This window comes from Parabacteroides hominis (assembly GCF_014287585.1).
GTDB classification, from domain to species: domain Bacteria; phylum Bacteroidota; class Bacteroidia; order Bacteroidales; family Tannerellaceae; genus Parabacteroides; species Parabacteroides hominis.
The window spans coordinates 1-20,469 of record NZ_JACOOJ010000055.1; the positions used below are offsets into that span (position 1 = coordinate 1).

At 47.4% G+C, this 20,469-nt stretch carries 15 protein-coding genes; 5 read left to right on the forward strand and 10 right to left on the reverse strand.

From position 1 onward, the window contains the following. Window positions 1–477: 477 nt before the first annotated feature. From H8S65_RS19295 to H8S65_RS19315, 5 genes are all read right to left on the reverse strand, one after another. A complete protein-coding gene (locus H8S65_RS19295) occupies window positions 478–669 on the reverse strand; it encodes a hypothetical protein (protein ID WP_222616319.1) in 192 nt (63 codons plus the stop codon). Window positions 670–750: 81 nt separating this feature from the next. Further along, complete coding sequence (locus H8S65_RS19300; protein WP_186931456.1) at window positions 751–3,219, reverse strand: S9 family peptidase; 2,469 nt, start codon at window positions 3,217–3,219, stop codon at window positions 751–753. Window positions 3,220–3,351: 132 nt separating this feature from the next. Beyond that, window positions 3,352–5,676 (reverse strand): glycoside hydrolase family 20 protein, encoded by a 2,325-nt coding sequence (locus tag H8S65_RS19305; RefSeq protein WP_186931457.1) that lies wholly within the window; start codon window positions 5,674–5,676, stop codon window positions 3,352–3,354. A gap of 37 nt (window positions 5,677–5,713) precedes the next feature. Next, window positions 5,714–6,100 (reverse strand): Dabb family protein, encoded by a 387-nt coding sequence (locus H8S65_RS19310; RefSeq protein ID WP_186931458.1) that lies wholly within the window; start codon window positions 6,098–6,100, stop codon window positions 5,714–5,716. 200 nt (window positions 6,101–6,300) lie between these two features. After that, complete coding sequence (locus H8S65_RS19315) at window positions 6,301–7,152, reverse strand: MBL fold metallo-hydrolase (protein WP_186931459.1); 852 nt, start codon at window positions 7,150–7,152, stop codon at window positions 6,301–6,303. Window positions 7,153–7,250: 98 nt separating this feature from the next. On the opposite strand from H8S65_RS19315, the gene H8S65_RS19320 reads away from it, so the two are divergent. The 4 genes from H8S65_RS19320 (at window position 7,251) to H8S65_RS19335 (ending at window position 11,521) form a co-directional block, all read left to right on the forward strand. After that, complete coding sequence (locus H8S65_RS19320) at window positions 7,251–8,177, forward strand: Mur ligase family protein (protein WP_186931460.1); 927 nt, start codon at window positions 7,251–7,253, stop codon at window positions 8,175–8,177. After that, window positions 8,174–8,722, forward strand: coding sequence for a DUF4924 family protein (locus tag H8S65_RS19325; RefSeq protein WP_186931461.1), 549 nt, complete (start codon window positions 8,174–8,176; stop codon window positions 8,720–8,722). The genes H8S65_RS19320 and H8S65_RS19325 overlap by 4 nt, the downstream gene beginning before the upstream one ends. A 6-nt stretch (window positions 8,723–8,728) precedes the next feature. Next, window positions 8,729–9,616 (forward strand): dTDP-4-dehydrorhamnose reductase, encoded by an 888-nt coding sequence (gene rfbD, locus H8S65_RS19330; RefSeq protein ID WP_186931462.1) that lies wholly within the window; start codon window positions 8,729–8,731, stop codon window positions 9,614–9,616. 324 nt (window positions 9,617–9,940) lie between these two features. Beyond that, the gene (locus H8S65_RS19335; RefSeq protein WP_186931463.1) at window positions 9,941–11,521 is read left to right on the forward strand and encodes a peptide chain release factor 3; all 1,581 of its coding nucleotides are present in this window, start codon (window positions 9,941–9,943) and stop codon (window positions 11,519–11,521) included. A 224-nt stretch (window positions 11,522–11,745) separates the two neighbouring features. Here the strand turns inward: H8S65_RS19335 and H8S65_RS19340 are convergent, their stop codons facing one another. The 5 genes from H8S65_RS19340 to H8S65_RS19360 all read right to left on the reverse strand — a co-directional run bounded on the left by H8S65_RS19340 (window position 11,746) and on the right by H8S65_RS19360 (window position 15,088). After that, window positions 11,746–11,991 carry a DUF6722 family protein gene (locus H8S65_RS19340; RefSeq protein ID WP_186931464.1) on the reverse strand — a complete coding sequence of 82 codons (246 nt, stop codon included), beginning with the start codon at window positions 11,989–11,991 and terminating at the stop codon, window positions 11,746–11,748. Between the two features lie 79 nt (window positions 11,992–12,070). Beyond that, a complete protein-coding gene (locus H8S65_RS19345) occupies window positions 12,071–12,763 on the reverse strand; it encodes a YjjG family noncanonical pyrimidine nucleotidase (protein WP_186931468.1) in 693 nt (230 codons plus the stop codon). Further along, window positions 12,763–13,635, reverse strand: coding sequence for a Cbp1 family collagen-binding glycoprotein adhesin (locus tag H8S65_RS19350; RefSeq protein WP_186931465.1), 873 nt, complete (start codon window positions 13,633–13,635; stop codon window positions 12,763–12,765). Before H8S65_RS19350 ends, H8S65_RS19345 begins: the two co-directional genes overlap by 1 nt. Window positions 13,636–13,653: 18 nt before the next feature. After that, window positions 13,654–14,364, reverse strand: coding sequence for a 16S rRNA (cytidine(1402)-2'-O)-methyltransferase (gene rsmI / locus H8S65_RS19355; RefSeq protein WP_186931466.1), 711 nt, complete (start codon window positions 14,362–14,364; stop codon window positions 13,654–13,656). Window positions 14,365–14,374: 10 nt separating this feature from the next. Further along, window positions 14,375–15,088, reverse strand: a complete 714-nt coding sequence (locus tag H8S65_RS19360) for a DUF8457 domain-containing protein (protein WP_186931467.1) — start codon at window positions 15,086–15,088, stop codon at window positions 14,375–14,377. A gap of 1,708 nt (window positions 15,089–16,796) precedes the next feature. Between H8S65_RS19360 and H8S65_RS19365 the strand changes: the two genes are divergently transcribed. Then, on the forward strand, window positions 16,797–20,330 hold the full coding sequence (locus tag H8S65_RS19365) for a DUF6383 domain-containing protein (RefSeq protein WP_186931469.1): 3,534 nt from the start codon (window positions 16,797–16,799) through the stop codon (window positions 20,328–20,330). The last annotated feature ends 139 nt before the right edge of the window (window positions 20,331–20,469 follow it).

Genomic DNA, 20,469 nt, shown 5'->3' on the forward strand with positions numbered 1-20,469 from the left:
CAGTTCTCTTTTATTTTTTACTTATTTCTGTAGGATTACTTCCCGAAGAGAGACAATTGAGAAGACCAAAGATGTTTTAAAAATAAAAATGGATAATAAACGGGCGGCATAACAAAAAAAGAAGGCATCCTTTTCAGACACCTTCTTGTAACTTTCCTTTACTTATTTCCGCCGTCCGGAACGTTTCGATGTTCTACTTTTTCTCTCAAGTAGCGAAATAATGACCAAAATCAGCCTCTACGCGTGTGTTTCGGTGACCGGAATGAACACGAATAACATTGGAAAACTGTCGATCAGAGACGATTTTTAATACAAAAAAGTGCATGGAAGGCGTCTTTTTACTGTAGTTGAGCTGACTTTTGAGCAGGTGGAAACATGTTAGTTGGGGATATTCGAAAGTGATAATTGATTTGTTTTCATAGGATTATGTTTTTTCGGGGTGGACGAGGTGGACGTTAAAATGCACTTTTGTAAACTTTATATACGATGGTAATGGTATTTATAGTGGATAATACCATTACCATTGCGTATAAAGTCTTGGAAACGCAAAATAACGTCCACCCCGTCCACCCTGTTTCTTGCCCCGTTCATCATTTCCCCCGCTCCCGTCCGAAAAAGAACGGCTCCCGTCCGGTAAGACCGGGGACGGGAGCCGTTGTCTTTTTTCACCTGCCGTTTACAGGGCAGTGATAGTATCGGCATCCAAGCCGGTGCAAGTCATGATGGAGGCGGTGCACCAACTTTTCCATTTTACAACGACTTTTCCGGATACATGGCATTCCACCATTCCGGTTGGTCTTTGAGCCATTTGGCGAACCAGGCGTAGATGGTTTTGTTCCATTCGGCTCGTTTCTTGTAGTCGAAGATCTGGTGGTTCTGTCCTACAACCTGTACGAAAGCTGTCGGTTTGCCTAACAGTTTCAGGGCTGTAAACATCTGGATGCTTTCGCCGATCGGGACGTTCGTGTCGACAGTGCCATGCAGGAAAAGGATCGGGGTGTTGATCTTGTCGGCATTGAACAGCGGGCTTTGCAACGTGTACATATCCCGTGCGTTCCAGGGATAGCTGTTCGCACTTGCCAGGGCGCTGTAGGAATATCCCCAGTAACCTTCGCCCCAATAGCTGGTGATGTCGCTGATTCCGGCATGTGAGATGGCGGCGGCAAAGATATCCGTTTTCGTTTGCAAGTACTGGCTCATGAAGCCGCCGTAGGAAGCGCCGATACAGCCGATCTTCTTGGAGTCCACAAAGTTGTGTTCAGCGCAGAACTTCTTTGTCCCTTCGATGATCTCGTCTCCCGTACGCTCTCCCCATGCATTCACGTGGCGGGCGGAAAACTCCTGTCCGAAGCCGGTTGCCCCGCTGGGCTGGATGATATAGACGATGTAGCCCAATGCCGCATACACGTGCGACGGATACCGGTTTTCGAGCGAACGTTCCGTCGGGCTGGTTCCTCCGTAGTAGTTCACGATCATCGGATATTTCTTATCGGGATCGAAATGAGGCGGCAGGTAATAACGGCCGTAGATCGTGTCGCCGGCAGCCGCCTGGAAATTCCAGTCGTGCACTTCGCCGAGGATGACGTCTTCCAGAATGCCGGCAGAGAGGTCTTTCAGGCAAACGGAGGTATTCTTTTTCAGGTTGACGGAATAGAGGCGCTGTGAGTTGGAGGCGCTTTCGCCGAAGTAGACCAGTTCGGGAGCTGTTTCGGCGAGCGTGAAATCCGAGAGGATATCTTCTTTCAACGGGACAGGGCTGATTTTCCCGGTTGCCGGATTCAGGACGTACAGGCGTACGCAATCCTTATCTTCTCCCTGCAAGTAGATTTGATTATCGCCTTTGTTCCAAACGAAGTTTTGAACCGAAGGATTGAAATCTTTGGTGGCAGGCGTCGCCTGCTTGCTTGCCGGATCGTAGAGGAAGAGCTGTCCGTCGCTCATGTTGGAAGTCTGTCCCGGTGCGATATTCAAGCCTATCTTGTCGAACGCCTCTCCGGATGCGGCAATTGCCAGCATCCTGCCGTCGGGTGAGAATTGGGCGTAGCTGATGAACGGGTCTTTCAGAAGGAGTTCCGTTTCCAATGTTTGCAGATCCATCCGATAGAGCAAAGTAGTCGAAAACGGACGTTTCGTCAGCTCCCGTTCGCTGCAAGTGAAGAGCAGATAGCGACCGTCGTCGGAAATGTCGTTGACGGAAGTCGAAGTGTGTCCGTAGGTAAGGCGTTGGAACACTCCGGTTGCCAAGTCGTACTTATGGATGAACGAACGGGTGCGCCATCCCGGCTGACGGTCGTCAGGCACAAGGATTTCCTGAAGGTCTTCCCCTTTCTTCGGCCCCTCTTCGGCGACGTTGAACAGCAGGAAGTCTTCTGTCGGAGCAAAGCTGAACCAGCCGTCGGGAAGGTTGCGGGCAAGGACTGATTCGGCCTGGGTTACCGGGTCGATCGTGACAAGTTCTTTTCCCTGCATGCCTTTGCGGGTATAATAAAGACGGTTACTGCGGGGCATCCAGCTATAATGATTGCTGCCGCTTTCCATTAAAACCTGCCCTGTGGCCCGGTCGGTCACTTGTTGAAACGATTCGGTATCGCCACCGGGATAAGTCGTCTGGTAGGCGGTCAACAGGTATTTGCCGTTGGGGGAGAGGCTGACGGAGCGGAAGCGTGTACCGTCGAAGACATCGTTCAAGGTGTAACGCTTCTCCGGGTCGGTTGTCGCCGTGACAACGGCTTTGCTATCCGTCTTAAAGGTGGCTTTCGGGATATTGTTCGTTTCGTCCGGGGCGGTGAGGTATTTGATTACGACTTCGTAGCGGCGGGGTTCGAGCGTGAGCTTGAGCTCGCCGTTGGCGGGTGTCTGTTTCTCGTTGTCGATATATACTTCGTAATGCTCCGGCCCGCTGACCAGAAGAGTCCCGTCCGTATAACGGTCGCTGTTCAGATAGAAGGAGGCGAGGCTGACGGAGTGGTTTTTGCTTTGTCCGGCCGGAGTTGCGGCATCCAGCGTCCGGTTGCTTTCCCGGACGTTGTTGAAGGGGATGGCGGTTTTTAATCGCTCGGCGTCTGTAAATTTCTTACTGTTCACGTCAAGGCTGTCGACGATGAACGGCCCTTTTATTTCATAAGGGCCTGCATACCTGAGCTGCTTAACCGGGACCTCTTCGGCAAAAAGGTTGCAACAGATGCAAAGGGCGGAAAGGATAAGTATGTTTCTTTTCATGGGAAATATGTTAGAATATCAAAACATCTTTATTATACATTTTTTAGGCACGGATTTCACGGATTACACGGAGATGAGAAAGAGAATCCGTGAAATCCGGGTAATCCGGGTAATCCGTGCCTAAATATCTACTTACTGGAGATTGATCTCGTCTACGAACAAGAACGCCGGATTACCCGCACCTCCGTGCCATGACGGAAGTTTGTCGCTCTTGATGATTACTTCGACGTAGCGGGCTTTTACCGGGTCGAAGGAGATTTCCTGCGGGTAAAGGCCGTCTTTGTCGTCTTTGCCTAAAGACGGGATTGTCTTGGATGCTACTTCCTTGAAGTTCTGTCCGTCGTCCGAAACCTTTACGGTAACGCCTGCCGCGCCCATGATCCAGTCCCCTTTCACAACATTCGTGTTGAAGGACACTTTGCTGAACTCGGCCGGTTCTTTCAGGTCGATAACGGCATCCAAGTCCTTGCCCTGGAATCCTAACCAGCGTCCGGTCTTGTAGTTGTCGTTGCCGCTCAGGCCGTCGGTCAGTTCAGGGCCTCCGTTGAAGTCATAGCCTCTGCTGGGAGCCACCTTCAATGTGACCGGCTTGGCTGTCGCCTTGTTGAAGTCGATCTTCTCGGAGAAGATGCGGCTGTTTCCGGTCGGGCGGACAGCTACGGCTTTTATTTCTGCATTTTGCTTGATGCGGAGAGGGGCTTCGTATTTCGGGCTGGCTGCCGTCGGTTCGCTGCCGTCGAGCGTATAATGGATATCGGCGTTTCCTTCGGTTTCGAGCGTCACGACGATTTCGCCTTTGTCACCGTCGGTAGCGAAGGAGGCACGGATGTCGAAGATGTGTTTGGCGTAGTTGTAACCCAAACGATCGTAAAGTTCGGTCATGCGGACCAAACGAGGCAGGAATGCCTTGAAATCCTTCGGGGCATTTGTCCATTGCACTTCTGCCAATGCATCCATGCGCGGCAATACCATATACTCGACCTGGCTGAATGTCGGGATGTATTCTGTCCAAAGGTTCGCCTGCACACCGGTTACATATTTATGATACTCTTCCGGGATTCCGGCAGTCGGTTCGAACGAATAGACGCGTTCCAACGGCAGATAGCCGCCGATGGCAAGCGGATCGTGTTCCGTGTCGGTAGACTGGTAGTAGTCGAAATAGAGGTAAGAGTTAGGCGTCATAATCACATTATGTTTCTGTTTGGCCGCTTCGATGCCTCCGTCTACGCCGCGCCAGCTCATCACCGTGGCGTTCGGAGCCAGTCCGCCTTCCAGGATTTCGTCCCAGCCGATGATATGGCGTCCTTTGCTTTCGACGAATTTCTCCATGCGTGAGATGACGTAGCTTTGCAGGTATTCTTCGGCACTGTGCTTGCTGTCTCCCTTGATGCCTTCCGCCTTGATGCGGGCCTGGCACTTCGGACAAGTCTTCCAACGCACTTTCGGGCATTCGTCACCGCCCACGTGGATATATTCGGACGGGAAGAGGTCGATCACCTCGCCGAGCACGTCTTCGAGGAAGGTCATGGCCTTTTCATTACCGGCACAGATCACGTCGTCGGAAACGCCCCACTGTGTCCATACTTCATAAGGCCCGCCCGTGCAACCCAATTCCGGGTAGGTCGTGATGGCTGCCAACTGGTGTCCCGGAAGGTCTATTTCGGGGATGATCGTGATGAAACGTTCTTTGGCATAAGCGATCACGTCGCGGATTTCATCTTGTGTATAGAACATGCCTTCGCCATACGGCTTGCCGTCATATTTGCCGGAGTTACGGCCTATGACGGTTTCCTTGCGTTGCGCTCCGATACGGGTCAGTTCCGGATATTTCTTGATCTCGATGCGCCATCCCTGGTCGTCCGTCAGATGCCAGTGGAAGCGGTTCATGTTGTGGAGGGCAAGAATATCGATAAACTTCTTGATCGAGTCGGTCGGGAAGAAATGGCGGGAAACATCGAGGTGCATACCGCGGTACGGGAAACGCGGATAGTCGTTGATGCTGGCTGCCGGAAGTGCGATATCCATTCCTTCGGCCACGGCGGGGATAGACTTGCGCAAGGTCTGCACGCCATAGAATATGCCGGCGTTGGATGCCCCGGCGATCTCGACGCCGTTCTCGCTCACCAGCAGGCGGTAGCCTTCCGGGTTCCGGATGTCGGATGCGATCGACAGATGAATGCCTTTGTCTGCGTTTCCGGCGATCACTTTCGGTTCATATCCCGTAGCCTCTTTGATATAGGAGGCGAGGAAACGGGCGGTCTGTTCCATTTCCGTATCGCCTTCCTGATAGGAGATCGGGGTAGACGGTTTCAACAGGAACGGGGCGCTGCCTTGTGCCACCACCTCTTGCGGAAGCGGGATAATGGCATAGTCTCCTTGTGCTTTTTTACTTTCCGAACAGGCCACGGCTCCGGCCACGGCTGTCAGGATACATGCATACTTCGTTAGTTTGTTCATGCGTTTAAAATGTTATAAGTGAGAAAAATAATGATTCTTATTTAGTCCAGTAGTCCACGACGGTGACGGCAGAAGCCTTGTCTCCCAATACTTTTCCGAAAGCCTTATGGGCCGGATGGATCAGGTAGGCGTCGCGGTCGGCATCCGAATGGAAGGTCAGGAAGAAACAGTGCGTCAATCCCTGCTGCAATCCTTCGGGGCTGCAATCCGTTCCCCATTCGTACCCTTTGATCAGGTCTATCTGGGAAGGAAGCGCGCAGAAAGCATCTTCGACTTCCTTGATCTGCTGGGCGGAAACTTCGGGTTTGAAACCGAACATGACAACGTGGCGAAACACTTTATCCTGCTTGGAAGCATTGCTGCAACAGAGCATCAGGGCTGAAAAAGCCAGGATTGTCAGTGAAGCGAAGATTGTCTTTTTCATGATGATCAGGATTAATTTATGATTATAGTCAGACAAAGATAAAGATAAATAGTCGACTCCCCTACAAGATAATGAGCTTTTTCTTTGATTTGCTGACTATATTGTTTCTGTTTCCCGCTGGTGAAACTTTTGTTTCCTGCCGGTGAAACTTTTGTTTCTTGCCGGTGAAACTAAATTTTCATGCGGGAGAAAATTTATTTTCACCCAATGGAAAAAAGTGAAACTTTTTGATCGGTCTTGAAAAAGTCGTTAACCTTTTTCACGGTACTGCACTGGGTATAGGCGTCGTGACAGTAGATGATTGCCTGTTTTTCAAAGGCCGCTTCTTCCAGCATCCGCATTTTCTCGTTGTAGGAAACGACAGGATAGGTATCGTATGCCGAGATCCAGGCGGGCGAAACGCTTGCCGCCAACGGGATGACATCGCCCGCGAAGACGTATGTCCGCTCAGGAGTCGTGATGTAAGGTGCGATTTGTCCCGGCGTATGCCCGTCGAACAGGCGCAGGCCGATGCCGGGGCAGAGGTTCGTGTCGCTTTCGATGAGGCGGAGTTTGCCGCTGTCGCAGGCGGCCTGCATGTTCTCGATGAAATAGGAATCGGCTTCGAGCGCGTTCGGATGCAGGAAATTCTCCCATTGCGCACGGCTTACCCAGTGGGTGGCGTTCGGAAAGGACATTTTAAAGAGAGGCTTTCCATCCGGTCGCTCTACTTTTTGTGTCGTATATCCGCAATGGTCGAAATGGAGGTGCGTGAGGACGACATCCGTAACCTCCTCACAGGCAATGCCCCGCCTTAGCAGTTCTTCCCTCAGGTCGACCAGGCCGAAGAAGTTGTAATAGCTGAGTTGTTTCAGGTGTTTGTTGCCCGCCCCGTTGTCGACGAGCACGATCTTCCCGTTCCCGTCACGAACCAATGCACTGCGCATGGCCAGCACGCATCCGTTTTGTTCATTGCTTGGATAACGGCGACTCCAGGCTGTTTTAGGAATCGCTCCGAACATGGCGCCTCCGTCTGCATGGAAAAAGCCCGTGTCTATAAGTTGAATATCCATAAATAATCCTTTTTCCAACAAAGATAGGGAAGTTTTTTCTTTCAAACCCATGCAAAGGGTAAATGAAATTGTGTACATTTGCAGGCAAAATCAGAGTGATGCGAAAAGTTCATTTAATCTCCGTAACCGAGCCTCTGTTGTTTGACTTAGCCCTGGCTATTCACCAAAAAGGATATGAAGTAAGCGTATCCGGTGCAGGACTGACTGAAAAATCTCTTGCCAAACTGCAAGAAGAAAGTTGTACCTGTCATGGAGACGGATGGTTCCCGGAGAGATTAACTAAAGATATACAATTTGTGGTATTAGGGGCCGCAGTCCGTCAGGACAACCCTGAATTAATACGCGCAAAGGAACTGGGATTATTAGTGCTTTCGATTCCTGAATTCATATTTCAGCGGACGAAAGAGAAGACGCGGGTCGTTGTTGCCGGCAGCCGGGGAAAGAAGACGATCATCTCGATGATTGTCTGCGCCCTGAAGCGGCAGAAACTTGCGTTCGACTATGCGTTGACCAGCGAAGTCCCCTTGTTGCCCGACCGTGTGCATCTGAGCTACGAAGCCCGGATCGCGATTATCGAGGGTGACGAGCATGTCACGTCCGCTTTGGAGAAACGCTTCCAGCTTGAGTTTTATCGTCCGCATATCGCTATTCTGACTAATCTGATGTGGACTTCCGCGACCGACCATGCCACGCCGGAGGCCTACCACACGACTTTCCGCACGTTTGCCTCTTCCATCGAGCGCGGGGGTAAACTGATCTATTTCGATGGCGACCCTGTCGTCAAGCAGCTTGCCCAGGGCGTACGCGAGGATATAACGGCTATGCCTTACGACCAGCATGTCGTGGTCGAGAAAGATGGAAAGACCTATCTGCAGACTCGCTACGGGGACTTCCCCGTCTATATTCCGGACCGCTTTTTCCTGATCAATCTGAATGCTGCCCGCCTGGCCTGCCGCCAGTTAGGTGTAAAAGATGCGGATTTTTATCAGGCGTTATCCGAATATAGTGTATCTTTGCAACCATGATTATAGCGAGACAAAAAAGAAAAGAAAATATAGCCGAATATCTGTTGTACATGTGGCAGGTGGAAGACCTGATACGTGCCAACAACTTCGATATGGATTCGATCCGCCGCACGATCGTGGACCGTTACGACCAGCCGGACGATGTGAAGGAAGAGATTGCCAAATGGTATGAGGAACTGATCGAGATGATGCGTTCCGAAGGGGTGAAGGAAAAGGGGCATATCCAGTTGAACAAGAATGTGATCATTGCCCTGACCGACCTGCACCTCCGTCTTCTGAAGTCGCCGAAGGAAATGGTGTACGGGGCGGCTTATTATAAAACGCTCCCCTTTATCGTTCAGCTCCGTGCCAAATCGGGCGGTGAGGACTTGCCTGAGTTGGAAACATGCTTCAATGCCATTTACGGTTTCCTGATGCTGAAGATGCAGGGGAAGGAAATCAGCCCCGAAACGATGGAAGGGATCAAACAGATCAGCTCGTTCCTGGCGCTTCTGGCCGAGAAGTATCGTGAAGATATGAATGGAGAGCTGAAATTAGAAGAATAAGACAAGATGAAAACGATTTTAGTAACAGGGGCTAACGGGCAACTGGGCAATTCGATCCGGCAGCTATCTGCCGGATATCCGCAATTTGCGTTTGTGTTTACGGACGTCGATACGCTTGACATCTGCGATGCCCAGGCTGTGGATGCTTTTGTCAAGGAGAAGCAAGCCGATTATGTCATAAACTGTGCCGCCTATACGGCTGTGGATAAGGCGGAGGATAACGAAGCGCTTTGCCTCCGGATCAACCGGGATGCCGTGCGGAACTTAGGCGAAGCGGCGCGTGCGGCAGGGGCAAGGGTGATCCATGTTTCTACCGACTATGTGTTCGACGGCACGAACCATTTGCCTTATGTGGAAACGGATGAGACTTGTCCGGCTTCTGTCTACGGGCGTACGAAACTTGCCGGTGAACAGGTTTTGCAGGAAGTTTGCCCCGATGCGGTTATCATCCGTACGGCATGGCTTTACTCCGAGTTCGGTACTAATTTTGTCAAGACGATGTTGCGTCTGGGAAATGAACGGGAGCAACTGTCTGTTGTGTTCGACCAGATCGGTTCGCCGACATATGCGGGGGATCTGGCGGCGGCTATCTTGGCTGTGTTAGCGCAGGCCGAGGAAGGCGTTTTCGTTCCGGGTATCTACCATTTCTCCAACGAAGGGGTTTGCAGTTGGTATGACTTTGCGGTGAAGATCATGGAGTTGGGTAATGCTCCCTGCCATGTTCTCCCGATCGAGTCCAAAGATTATCCTGCGAAGGCTGCCCGTCCGCATTTCAGCGTCCTGAACAAGGCTAAGATCAAGGCGATCTATAAAATCAGCATTCCCCATTGGGAAGCAAGCCTGCGAACTTGCATGATGGGAATCGGCGGAAATCGGAATAATTTAAATAGGTAAGTAAATGATGATTTATGGGTGAGCTAACAGACAAAGCTGTGCCTATGGTATAAGGCACTCTTTTGCCGTCTGCTTCAGCAGACGGATGAAAAGATCTGGAGGCAAAGCCTCTTCCTCTGTGGACTTTAGTCCCTTTCATAGATTATATTTAAAGGGGTTAAAACCCACAGAGGAACCGGCAAAGCCGGAGCAATCATCTATCCGTCTGCTGAAGCAGACGGCAAAAGAGAGCTTGCGGCACGCCATCGATATAATCATACTGGTAAATCATCATTTATCGGCAAAACAAAACAAAATAAAAATAACGAAATAAGATACATAACAATGAGTCAGTATTCAGAAGAGATTGAGAGAAGAAGAACGTTTGCTATTATCAGCCATCCGGATGCCGGTAAGACGACTCTTACCGAAAAACTTTTGCTCTTTGGTGGCGCCATCCATGTGGCAGGAGCCGTAAAGTCTAACAAGATCAAGAAGACTGCTACCTCCGACTGGATGGAAATTGAAAAGCAGCGTGGAATCTCCGTCGCAACCTCCGTGATGGCTTTCGACTATTCCGGTCATAAAATCAATATCCTCGATACGCCCGGTCACCAGGACTTCGCCGAAGATACGTTCCGTACGTTGACGGCTGTGGATAGCGTTATCATCGTGATCGATACCGCAAAAGGTGTGGAAGCCCAGACCCGTAAGCTGATGGAAGTCTGCCGTATGCGCAAGACTCCCGTGATCGTGTTCGTCAATAAGATGGACCGCGACGGTAAGGATCCGTTCGATTTGCTGGACGAGATCGAAGAGGAACTGCATATCAATGTGCGTCCGTTGAGTTGGCCGATCGACATGGGACAGCGGTTCCGTGGCGTCTATAATATATATGAACAGAAACTGAACCTCTATACTCCGAGCAAGCAGTATGTGACGGAGAATGTGGAATTTAAGGATATCAACAGCTCGGAACTGGAAAACTATATCGAGCCGGGACAGGCCGAAAAGCTACGTTCCGATATCGAACTGATCGAAGGCGTCTATCCTGAATTTGATGTCGATACCTACCTGAAAGGAGATATCGCTCCCGTATTCTTTGGCTCTGCCCTGAATAACTTCGGGGTGAAAGAGTTGCTGGATTGCTTTATCAATATCGCTCCTTCTCCCCGTCCTGTATCGGCTGTGGAACGGGTGGTCGATCCGGAAGAAGAGGCTTTCTCCGGTTTTATCTTCAAGATCCATGCCAATATGGACCCGAACCATCGCAGTTGTATTGCTTTCGTGAAGATCTGTTCCGGACGTTTCGAACGTAATGCCAACTACAAGCATGTCCGTTTCGGAAAGATGATGCGTTTCAGCAGTCCTACGGCTTTCATGGCGCAGAAGAAGGAAGTGGTGGACGAGGCTTTTGCCGGCGATATCATCGGTTTGCCCGATACCGGAAACTTCAAGATCGGTGATACGCTGACTTCCGGCGAAGAACTTCATTTCAAAGGATTGCCGAGTTTCTCTCCTGAAATGTTCAAATATATCGAGAATGCCGACCCGATGAAGGCCAAGCAGTTGAATAAAGGGATCGAGCAGTTGATGGACGAAGGCGTCGCCCAGCTCTTCACCAACCAGTTCAACGGGCGTAAGATTATCGGTACGGTCGGACAGTTGCAGTTCGAAGTGATCCAGTATCGCCTGCTCCACGAATACGGCGCACAGTGTAAGTGGGAACCGATCAGCCTCTATAAGGCTTGCTGGATAGAAAGCGACAATACCGCCGCCCTCGAAAACTTCAAACGCCGTAAAGCCCAATATATGGCTGTCGATAAGGAAGGCCGCGACGTCTATCTGGCCGATTCCGGCTATGTGCTGATGATGGCGCAGCAGGATTTCCCGGATATCAAGTTCCACTTTACCTCGGAGTTTTAGTGGGAGAAGCATATAAAAAACGGGGAACCGGCTGAAGATTGATCTTCATCGGTTCCCCGTTTTCTTGTTTCTTTATGTTGTCAGTACGATTTATTCCTTATCTTCATCATCCCCTTTCAGCCATCTTCTGCCGGAGCGAGTACGTGAAGTCCACCAGTACAGGATTAGTACAATAACTGTTCCTGTAATATTGATCATTGTCATCATGTCTATTTTCATTGTACTTATCGTTTTAATATATAATTAGCATATTTACTTAATGCAATAGTAAAACAAAAGCCTGAAAGAACTTTCATCCAGTTTTCCATATTACTTACATCCGAATAGAGAGGTAATATTCCTCCCAATACAATTGCGGCAAAAATAAGTTTTGCCAGATCATAGACGAACTTGCCTAAGTTCTCTATTCGTACCTTTTCCTTGTACCTTAATTCTTCTCTGAATTTCTGTTGTTTGCTGAATGTTCCCATAGTTAGTTTATTTGGTTGCTATTCAAAAGCGAATAGTAAGGACAAATATATAGTTTATCTTTGATAATCTGTAGATAATCTACAAAATCTTTTCGATTTCTTTTAAAGAGCCGACCGTGTAAGTCGGTATAAATCCTTTTGCCGGCAATCCTTCCGGGTTTAGCCAGAGCTGGTCGATTTTGGAGTTGTGAGCACCGATAATGTCGGCTTCCCAACTGTCGCCGATCATCAGGCTTTCGCCCCGGCGGGAGTTGGTGTTTTTAAGGGCGAAATCGAAAATACCCTTATGAGGTTTCTGGATGCAGGCATCTTCAGAAAGAATCATCCTTTCGAAATAAGGAGCCAGGCCGGAGTTGCTGAGTTTCTTGAACTGGACTTCCCGAAAGCCGTTGGACAGGATATACATGCGATAGGAGGGACGCAGGTATTCCAATAGCTCGATTGCACCGGGTACGAGGCGTGTCTTGCGGGTTGTCCGTTGCAGGAAGTCGTTGTTGATCGCCAATACTGATTTCTTGTCTTCTATCCCCATCGGGCGGAGCATATAGCGAAAACGTTCGATGATCAATGTCTGGCGGTCTATTTCATTGTTGCGGTATTGTTCCCATAGCAGGTTGTTATGCGGCCAGTAGATATCGAAGAAAGCCTCGAAGGAGGCATAATACCGGTCAAAGTGGTGAGCGGCATATACTTCTTCGAGGCATTCCTTATTATTATGGTACGTGTCCCAAAGGGTATCGTCCAAATCAATAAAAAGACTTTTATATTTCATCATCCTACTTCAATCACCAAATACTTGCCAAGGCTCCAGAACGCTTTTTCGTCTGTGATCTTCAGCGTCATATTGCCGTCTTCGTCCTTTACAAATTCATAAGAACCTTCCGGGTGATTGGATTTCAGTTTTGCTTTACCTGCGAACAACGGGATTTCCTTCACTTCGCGGATATCGATAGAAATGAAATAATCTTTGTTGAAGCCGCTCTGCAACACTTTGGACTTGGCAAACAAGCCGCCGCCGGAAAGGATTTTCTGGTCTTTCAGCTCTTTCGATGTGCCGAAGCAATAATAAGCAGTATGGAGTTTCTTGTCCTGCTCCTGCAACTTTTCGGACTGGGCCGCAGTTGTAGTGGACAGGTCTTCCACGTCTTCATTCAAAGAAGCAACCATTTCATCCAATTCCTGGATGCGTACATTCTTCTTTGCCAGATCTTCCTGTAGCGTGACAATCATATTCGCTTTCTGGTCGAGTTCGGAAGAAAGGCGGCTGATTGTTTTCCTTAAAGCGGCAGATTGGATTCCGCTCTTTTTCAGTTTCTCCTCCAGCTCGCTGATCTGCTGTTTGTTCTTTTTCAGCGTTTCGCTGATCAACTGCATGTTTTCTTTGATCTGTTCGCGGTTGCTCTTATTCAGGTCCCCTTTCTGTTGTTGTATGTTGAGATAATTTTCCGCATCACGGATAGACTGGATATCAGCCTCTACGTCATTGAGTGTACCGAGGATTTCATCCATCTCGGCATTGCTTTTAGTGTTTTCGATTCTCAGGGAGTCGTTTTCTGCTTTCAGCTTCTTATACTCTGCTGAATTCTGTCCGCAGGAGGCCAGCATGGCTGTGCAAATCGTTGTTGCAATTAATACTTTCTTCATGTTCTTTTTGTTGTTACGTTAAACTTCTGTTCCTGTCTCTGTCTCTTTGTCCTTTTTATCTTTTAAGCCTGCTAATACTATAACAATTTCACCTTTCGGTTCGTTCACGGTGAAGTGAGCGATCACTTCTTCCAGCGTGCCGCGTACGGTTTCTTCGTGTATCTTCGATATTTCGCGTGATACGGAAACAGGGCGATCCATGCCGAAAAACTCGGCCAACTGCGTCAATGTCTTGACCAGCCGGAAAGGTGACTCGTAGAAGATGATGGTGCGGGGTTCCGCGGAGAGTTCTTTCAGGCGCGTCTGCCTTCCCTTCTTCTGGGGAAGAAAGCCCTCGAAACAAAATTTCTCGTTGGGCAATCCCGAAGCAACTAATGCCGGGACGAAAGCCGTGGCTCCCGGCAGGCATTCCACCTCTACGCCCTGACGTACACATTCACGCACTAACATGAATCCGGGATCGGATATCGCGGGCGTACCGGCATCCGAGACCAATGCAATGTTTTCGCCCGCCTTGATACGGGCGGCCACCTGTTCTACCGTTTTATGTTCGTTGAACTTATGGTGCGACTGCATCCTGTTCTGTATTTCGAAATGTTTGAGCAGGATGCCTGTAGTACGGGTGTCTTCCGCCAGAATGAGGTCAGCCTCTTTCAGCACGCGGATTGCCCGGAAAGTCATATCTTCCAGATTTCCGACAGGAGTAGGTACTACTGTTAATTTTGCCATAACTGTTTGTTTAGAGGAAGCGTTTTTCGAGCAGCTTGATAAAGTCTGCTACCGCTTCATCTTCTATATTCCACTTTAATTCGTTATTCAAATATGTGACCGAGTCTTCATACGAATGAAGATCGTTCAGATCGTTGATCGTCTTGTTCATCCGTGCCTCATCCCCTCCGAACAGTTCGCGGCGGAAACGGAAACGGTCGTTCAGGCTGAATGCCTTGCGGAAATCCGAAAGGTTTTTCTTTTCCAGCAGGTCGTTGAGGAATAATCCGGGACGTTCCTGTTTGATTTCCTCAGCGGGAGTCGTTATGGGGGCCGGTTGAACAACTGCCGGTTCTTCCGCAGGCATTTCCTTTTGGAGAACCTCTGTTACGATTTCTTCCGTTACGACCTGTTTGATTTCCGGTTCTTGGGCGGCGGTTGGCTCTGTTTCTGCCGGAATTGGGGCGGGGGCTATGATCGGAGATTCCTGTACCGTTTGTACCGAGGCGGCAACCGATGGAGGAATAGATTGGATCAACGCCTGATGCTCTTCCATCTGTTTGCGCAGCATTTCGATCTGGGCCGTTTCCAAAGCATGTAGATCCTTCAGGATCTTATGGGTGAGGTCGAAAGTCTGGCCGAAAAAAGACACCGGATACACTTCTGCATCCCGCATGCCGGCAACCAACGTTTCAAGCTCCCGGATATCCAGGAGCAGATAATCTATTTTTTCTTTATTCGCCATTCCTTTTACCATTCATGAAAACCTGCAAGCAAGTTTTCGTTTATATTGCAACAAAAATAGGTATTTCTTATATATGTAACGTATTTATTGTATGAAATATTGTTATTCCTTTCGTTGTGAAGCACGGTTCTTTAAGGATTGCCGATACCGCCTGCTTCTTTGCGATCCCGTATCAAGTGAGGCAAGCCTGCGACACAAAGCGTTGCACTGATTCCTTTCAGCGTGATTTAGTTCCACTGCCTTTTTACTTTCATAAAGTTTCCTTACTGGGAAACTCCCGTTTCCTATCGAGGAAATTTCCGTTTCCTGACGGGGGAACTCTCGTTTCCTACCGAGGGAATTTCTGTTTCCTCCAGGGGGAAACTGTAATAGGCTGGTTATTAGTGTTTATCAATATGCTGTTTTGAGATCTGTTTTTTACTTCATTCAAAGTATATCGCTTACTTGTATTTTATCCCTAAACCAAGGGAAAATGTTGCCCAAAGGGTATTGCTTTGTCCTGTAACCCACATATTTTGGGAAATCACGAGCATTTTTTCTTGTCGATTCGGAAAACCGATTTACCTTTACAACGATTCCGTAGTGGGCAGCGGCTCACAGGGCGCGGGATCAATTACATATTGTAAGCATTTTACGGAGATTATTCTGATCTGAAAATCTGATAAATTTTTAAGTGTGAAGGAATAATGGACAGTAAATGCTTGCGCTGGTTACGTATAAATTCATCTACCATTGTTATGGGAAGAGTGTGTTATATCGTATAAGGCGCGGGCTATTGTTCTATTATTGGTGTGTGGGCTTACCAGAGCCTTATGTTAAATAATAGACAATAGCCCCGCGTTTTTTTATGCCCCATCCGCCTCTCTTTTGCCGTCTGCTTCAGCAGACGGTTTAAAGGATTCAGAGGCAAAGCCTCTTCCTCTGTGGGTTTTTAACCCCTTTCATTGATTGCATTTAAAGGGGTTAAAACCCACAAAGGAACCGGCAAAGCCGGGAACAATCACCTATCCGTCTGCTGAAGCAGACGGCAAAAGAGAGGCTGCGGCATGAGGCTTGCCTCACTTGAATCTCATAGGAGCAGGTGGTATCGGCCATTCCCAAAGAGCCGTCAGGCTCTATTTCCGGCATAGGGTATTCTCGTTTCCTGCCAAGGGATTTTCCGTTTTGGGATTTGTTTTTTACTTCATTCAATGTATATCAGGTACTTGTATTTTATCCATAGACTAAGGGAATATGTTGTCCAAAGAGTATTGTTTTGTCCTGTAACCCACATATTTTGGAAAATAGTGGGCGTTTTTTCTTGTTGATTCGGAAAACCTATTTACCTTTGCAACGATTCCGTAGTGGGCAGCGGCTCACGGAGTGCGGGATCAATTACATATTGTAAGCATTTTACGAAGATTATTCCAACTCAAAAATCTGGTAAATTTTTAGCTAAACGGAATAATAGACAGTAAATGCTTGCGCTGGTTACGTATAAGTTCATCTACCATTATTATGGGAAGATTTGTTATATCGTATAAGGCGCGGGCTATTGTTCTATTATTGTTTAGCGGGCTTACCAGAGCCTTTGAGTTGATAATAGACAATTGGCCCGCGTTTTTTTTATGCCCGTTCATAATCATTCGCGGGGAGTTGTTCTCTCCTTCGTGAAATTAGTTGTTGGATTCTTAAACACTATTTTATTAACAATTAATTTTTAATGATTATGAACAAGAGATTTTCTACTCTTTTGGCTGCCGCTCTGGTAGCCGGTAGTTCTTTTTCAGTTCAGGCGGCTTCTGGTAATGAAAATGAAGCAACTTTGAAAAAAAGCTTGGAAAAGTATTACCAAATGAAAACCGGCGAAGATTTAGTCGTCATTGGTCATGGCGAAACCCGTGACTCTTTGGCTGTTTGGGCAGCTAAGGATATTCAAAGCCTTGAAGATTTTAACGAGACTTTGTGGCGTGTAGAGTTTACTCCGGTAAAGGCTGCGAACGGACAAATCGCTCAATATGAAATGCGTATCTTTAGCAAGGTTGGAAATCGTCAGTTGATCTTAAGCACGGCTCTTGTACAGCCGGGTAAGACATTCTACAAATCTCCGGCTGCTGTTTTGGGTGCAGAAGGTTTGGATAAATGGACTGTGACAAAAGATGAATATGAAGCTTTATCAACTATTGCAGACCAGGATTTCCGTTTTATTGAATACCTCTATTCTAAAACAGCCGACAAAACAACTAAATATAAGTTGGCTATTAAAGATAATGTGATCAAATTGCAATCGATTGTTTCCGATGAGCAAAAAGGCGGCAAACCTGAATTTACTCAGGATTTTCCTACAGAGAGTGGCGTAGAAACTTTAGCCCCGATTGCTACTGCCGTAGAGGACGTTTACAAATTTGATGCACAAGAACTGAACGCTAAAGGTAATGACGGTTTTACTCTTTCTTTCTCTAAGGATGTAGTAAGCAATAAATATGCAAACCCGTTCTCTGCCTATACATTGCATGCTACTGCAATGCCGATTTATTCTGCTGCTGTATATAAAGGAGAATATGCAGAAGCTTTGGCTGGCGTAAAAGAAGCTTACGGACAGTTGGATGATTTGAAGGCTGCTTTGAAAGGTTATATTGATGGTACGGATGAAGCTATTACTTATCTGAAAACAATTGGTAATACGGGTGCAGATGCTGCAAAAGCCGGTTCTCTGATCCAGAATCAGGCAGACTTGGATCTGGCTGGTAAGGAAGTGGATGCTAACATTGTTATTTTGGCAGATGCAGCTGATGTGAAAACAAAGATAGCTACAGCACAAACTAAGATGAAGGCTGTGGCAGATGTTAATATTGCTGCAGGACAAAAATTGGCTGCAGACAATGCCGCTCTGAAAGAATTCCAGACTGCAACTAAAGCCGTTTTGGATGCTATGGATAAGTTGATCAAAGACACAAAAGCTAAGGTTGACGCTGTCGATAAGGTTATGCAGGCTTGGATGACTCCGGCTAACACTGGCGCTACGATCCAATGGGCAACAGAAGACGAACTGGCTGCTTTGAAAGAGTTCAATACGGCAAACTTTAAAACTACTACTACTGAAACTATCGGTGCAACAATCGCAACTTTGGCAGAAAAAGCTGTAGAAAGTGAAAGAGACACTGAATCCAGTGCAATTGATGATTATTATGCCTTGGCTATTGCAGACTCAACTATCAATAAACAGCAAGCTTATCTGACAGTTGATACTAACTATGTTGCCAACAAAGAACAGTATCTGACTTTTGCTACAGACACATTGATTCCGGCAACGATCAATGATGTTGACGTTTTAGTCGCTCCGTTGAACAAGAACATCAACAAATATGCTTTCAAATTGTCTGCTGTTATTGATAACATCGCTACAGGCGATTCTATCCTGATTGATACTTATGCTCCGGAGAAGAACGATAATGGTAATTATACTGATGTAAAAGACGGTTTTGTAAAGTATGAAAAGGAAGCACGTGTTGTTATCCGTACATTAGGTAACGGCCGTGAAGTCTCTGTCACAACAGATCTTAATACTCCTGACGAAGCTATCAAGAACACAAAAATCACATTCTCAATGCCTCCGTATGCAGACTTCGAAGAAGGTGAAGTGTTCTTTGTCAAGAGCATGAAAGAAGCTGACAAGGGTGGTTTCCGTGTAGTGGCTTATGACGGAACTTACAATACTACATTGGTAAAAGAAAGCAAGGTTTCAGCTTCTGTTCCGGCTACTCAGTGGTTCGTTAAGAAAGCAGACGCAGCTGCCCACGCTTATACAATCGCCAACCGCGATAAAGACCAGAAAATCGTAAATGACCAAAAAGTATATGTAATCGATGCAGCAAAACGTATCTATACAACTGCTGCAAAAGATACATTCCAGGTTGTGGAAATCGCAAACTTGAAAGAAGACAAACACTTGGGTTACAAATATCTGACGAATGAAGAACAGATTTTGAAATCTTTCGTTCTGACCGCTAAGAATTATGCAAATCCGGAAGCTTACTACCTGACAGTAGGTAAGGATTCTGCCGTTGTGGTGACTCCGAATGCAGACGAAGCAATGTCTTTGGTTGTTGCCACTCCGACAACTACAGATTCAAAATTGAATGACGAATCTATCCTGACTCGTACATTCCAGTTGGTAACAAAAGATAAGAAGGAAACTTATTATCTGACTTCTATCAACGGTATGTTGTACATCACGACAAAGGCAAACACTAATACTTTGAAGTTCAGAAGAGTAAACGATAACGCTGACGAATATGAAGTATTGGTTAATGCAAACGAAGGTAAGTTGTCGATCAACCAGGACGGCGAAGGCGTGAAGGTTGCAATGGGTGAAGCCACTTCTTATGTATTCAATCTGGCTGAAGAAGTGACAGAAATCTATAAGAACTTTGAAACTGAAGGTATCAAGAACGTGATCATCTCTTTGGACGGTGATGAGGCTTCTAAGGTAACTGCTGTTAAACCGTTCGCCGTAATCAAACGTACCGGTCTGGAACTGAAAGCCGCTACTGACAACGACTTCGTCCTGGGTCTGGATACTGCTTATGTCAATCGTGCAAACAACTATCGTTATGCTTACTACATCACGAAACCGATCGATGTTGAAAAAGTCGGTTCATTCGATAAGAAAGCATACATGGTTAGCTACAATGACTCTATCGATTACAGCGATGATACAGTTCAGTATACTCAGGATGGTTTGACTCGCATCGGTTTCGTTTCTGCTAACCGTGTAGAATTCGGAAACAACGATTCTCTGGCTATCGCTATGCCGAAGGCTACAGATAAAGATACGATCCACGTTGCAGCAAGTGAGAATCTGGGTATCACACCTGCCACTTGGGCATTCGCTATCGAAAGCGATGGTGTATATCGTCTTGAAACGAAGGCTGACAAAAATGGCAACAAATATGTAAGTTACCTAAATGGTATCTTGGTATTGGGAAGCAAGGATCAGGCTCAGTTGTTCAATGTCAACGATACAGACCTGACTCCGACAGACAACGAAACAATCGCAACATCTGAAGTAGCCGTTATCGCCGGCGAAGGCCAGGTAACGATCGCTAACGCTGCCGGCAAGAAGGTTGTTATCAGCAACATCTTAGGCCAGGTAGTAGCTAACACAGTAATCGCTTCTGACAACGCTGTAATCGCTGCTCCGGCAGGTGTGGTGGTAGTAGCTGTCGAAGGCGAAGAAGCTGTCAAAGCAATTGTAAAATAAAAGAAACACACAAATTTCCCTTGAGGGTGTGTCAAAACCGTCGCATCCTCTTTTTTTATGCGCAAAGTCCGAACTTTCCCAAGCTCGGACTTTGTTATTACCCAAAGTTTATGTAACTTTCGGCATAAGATTTTTTGTT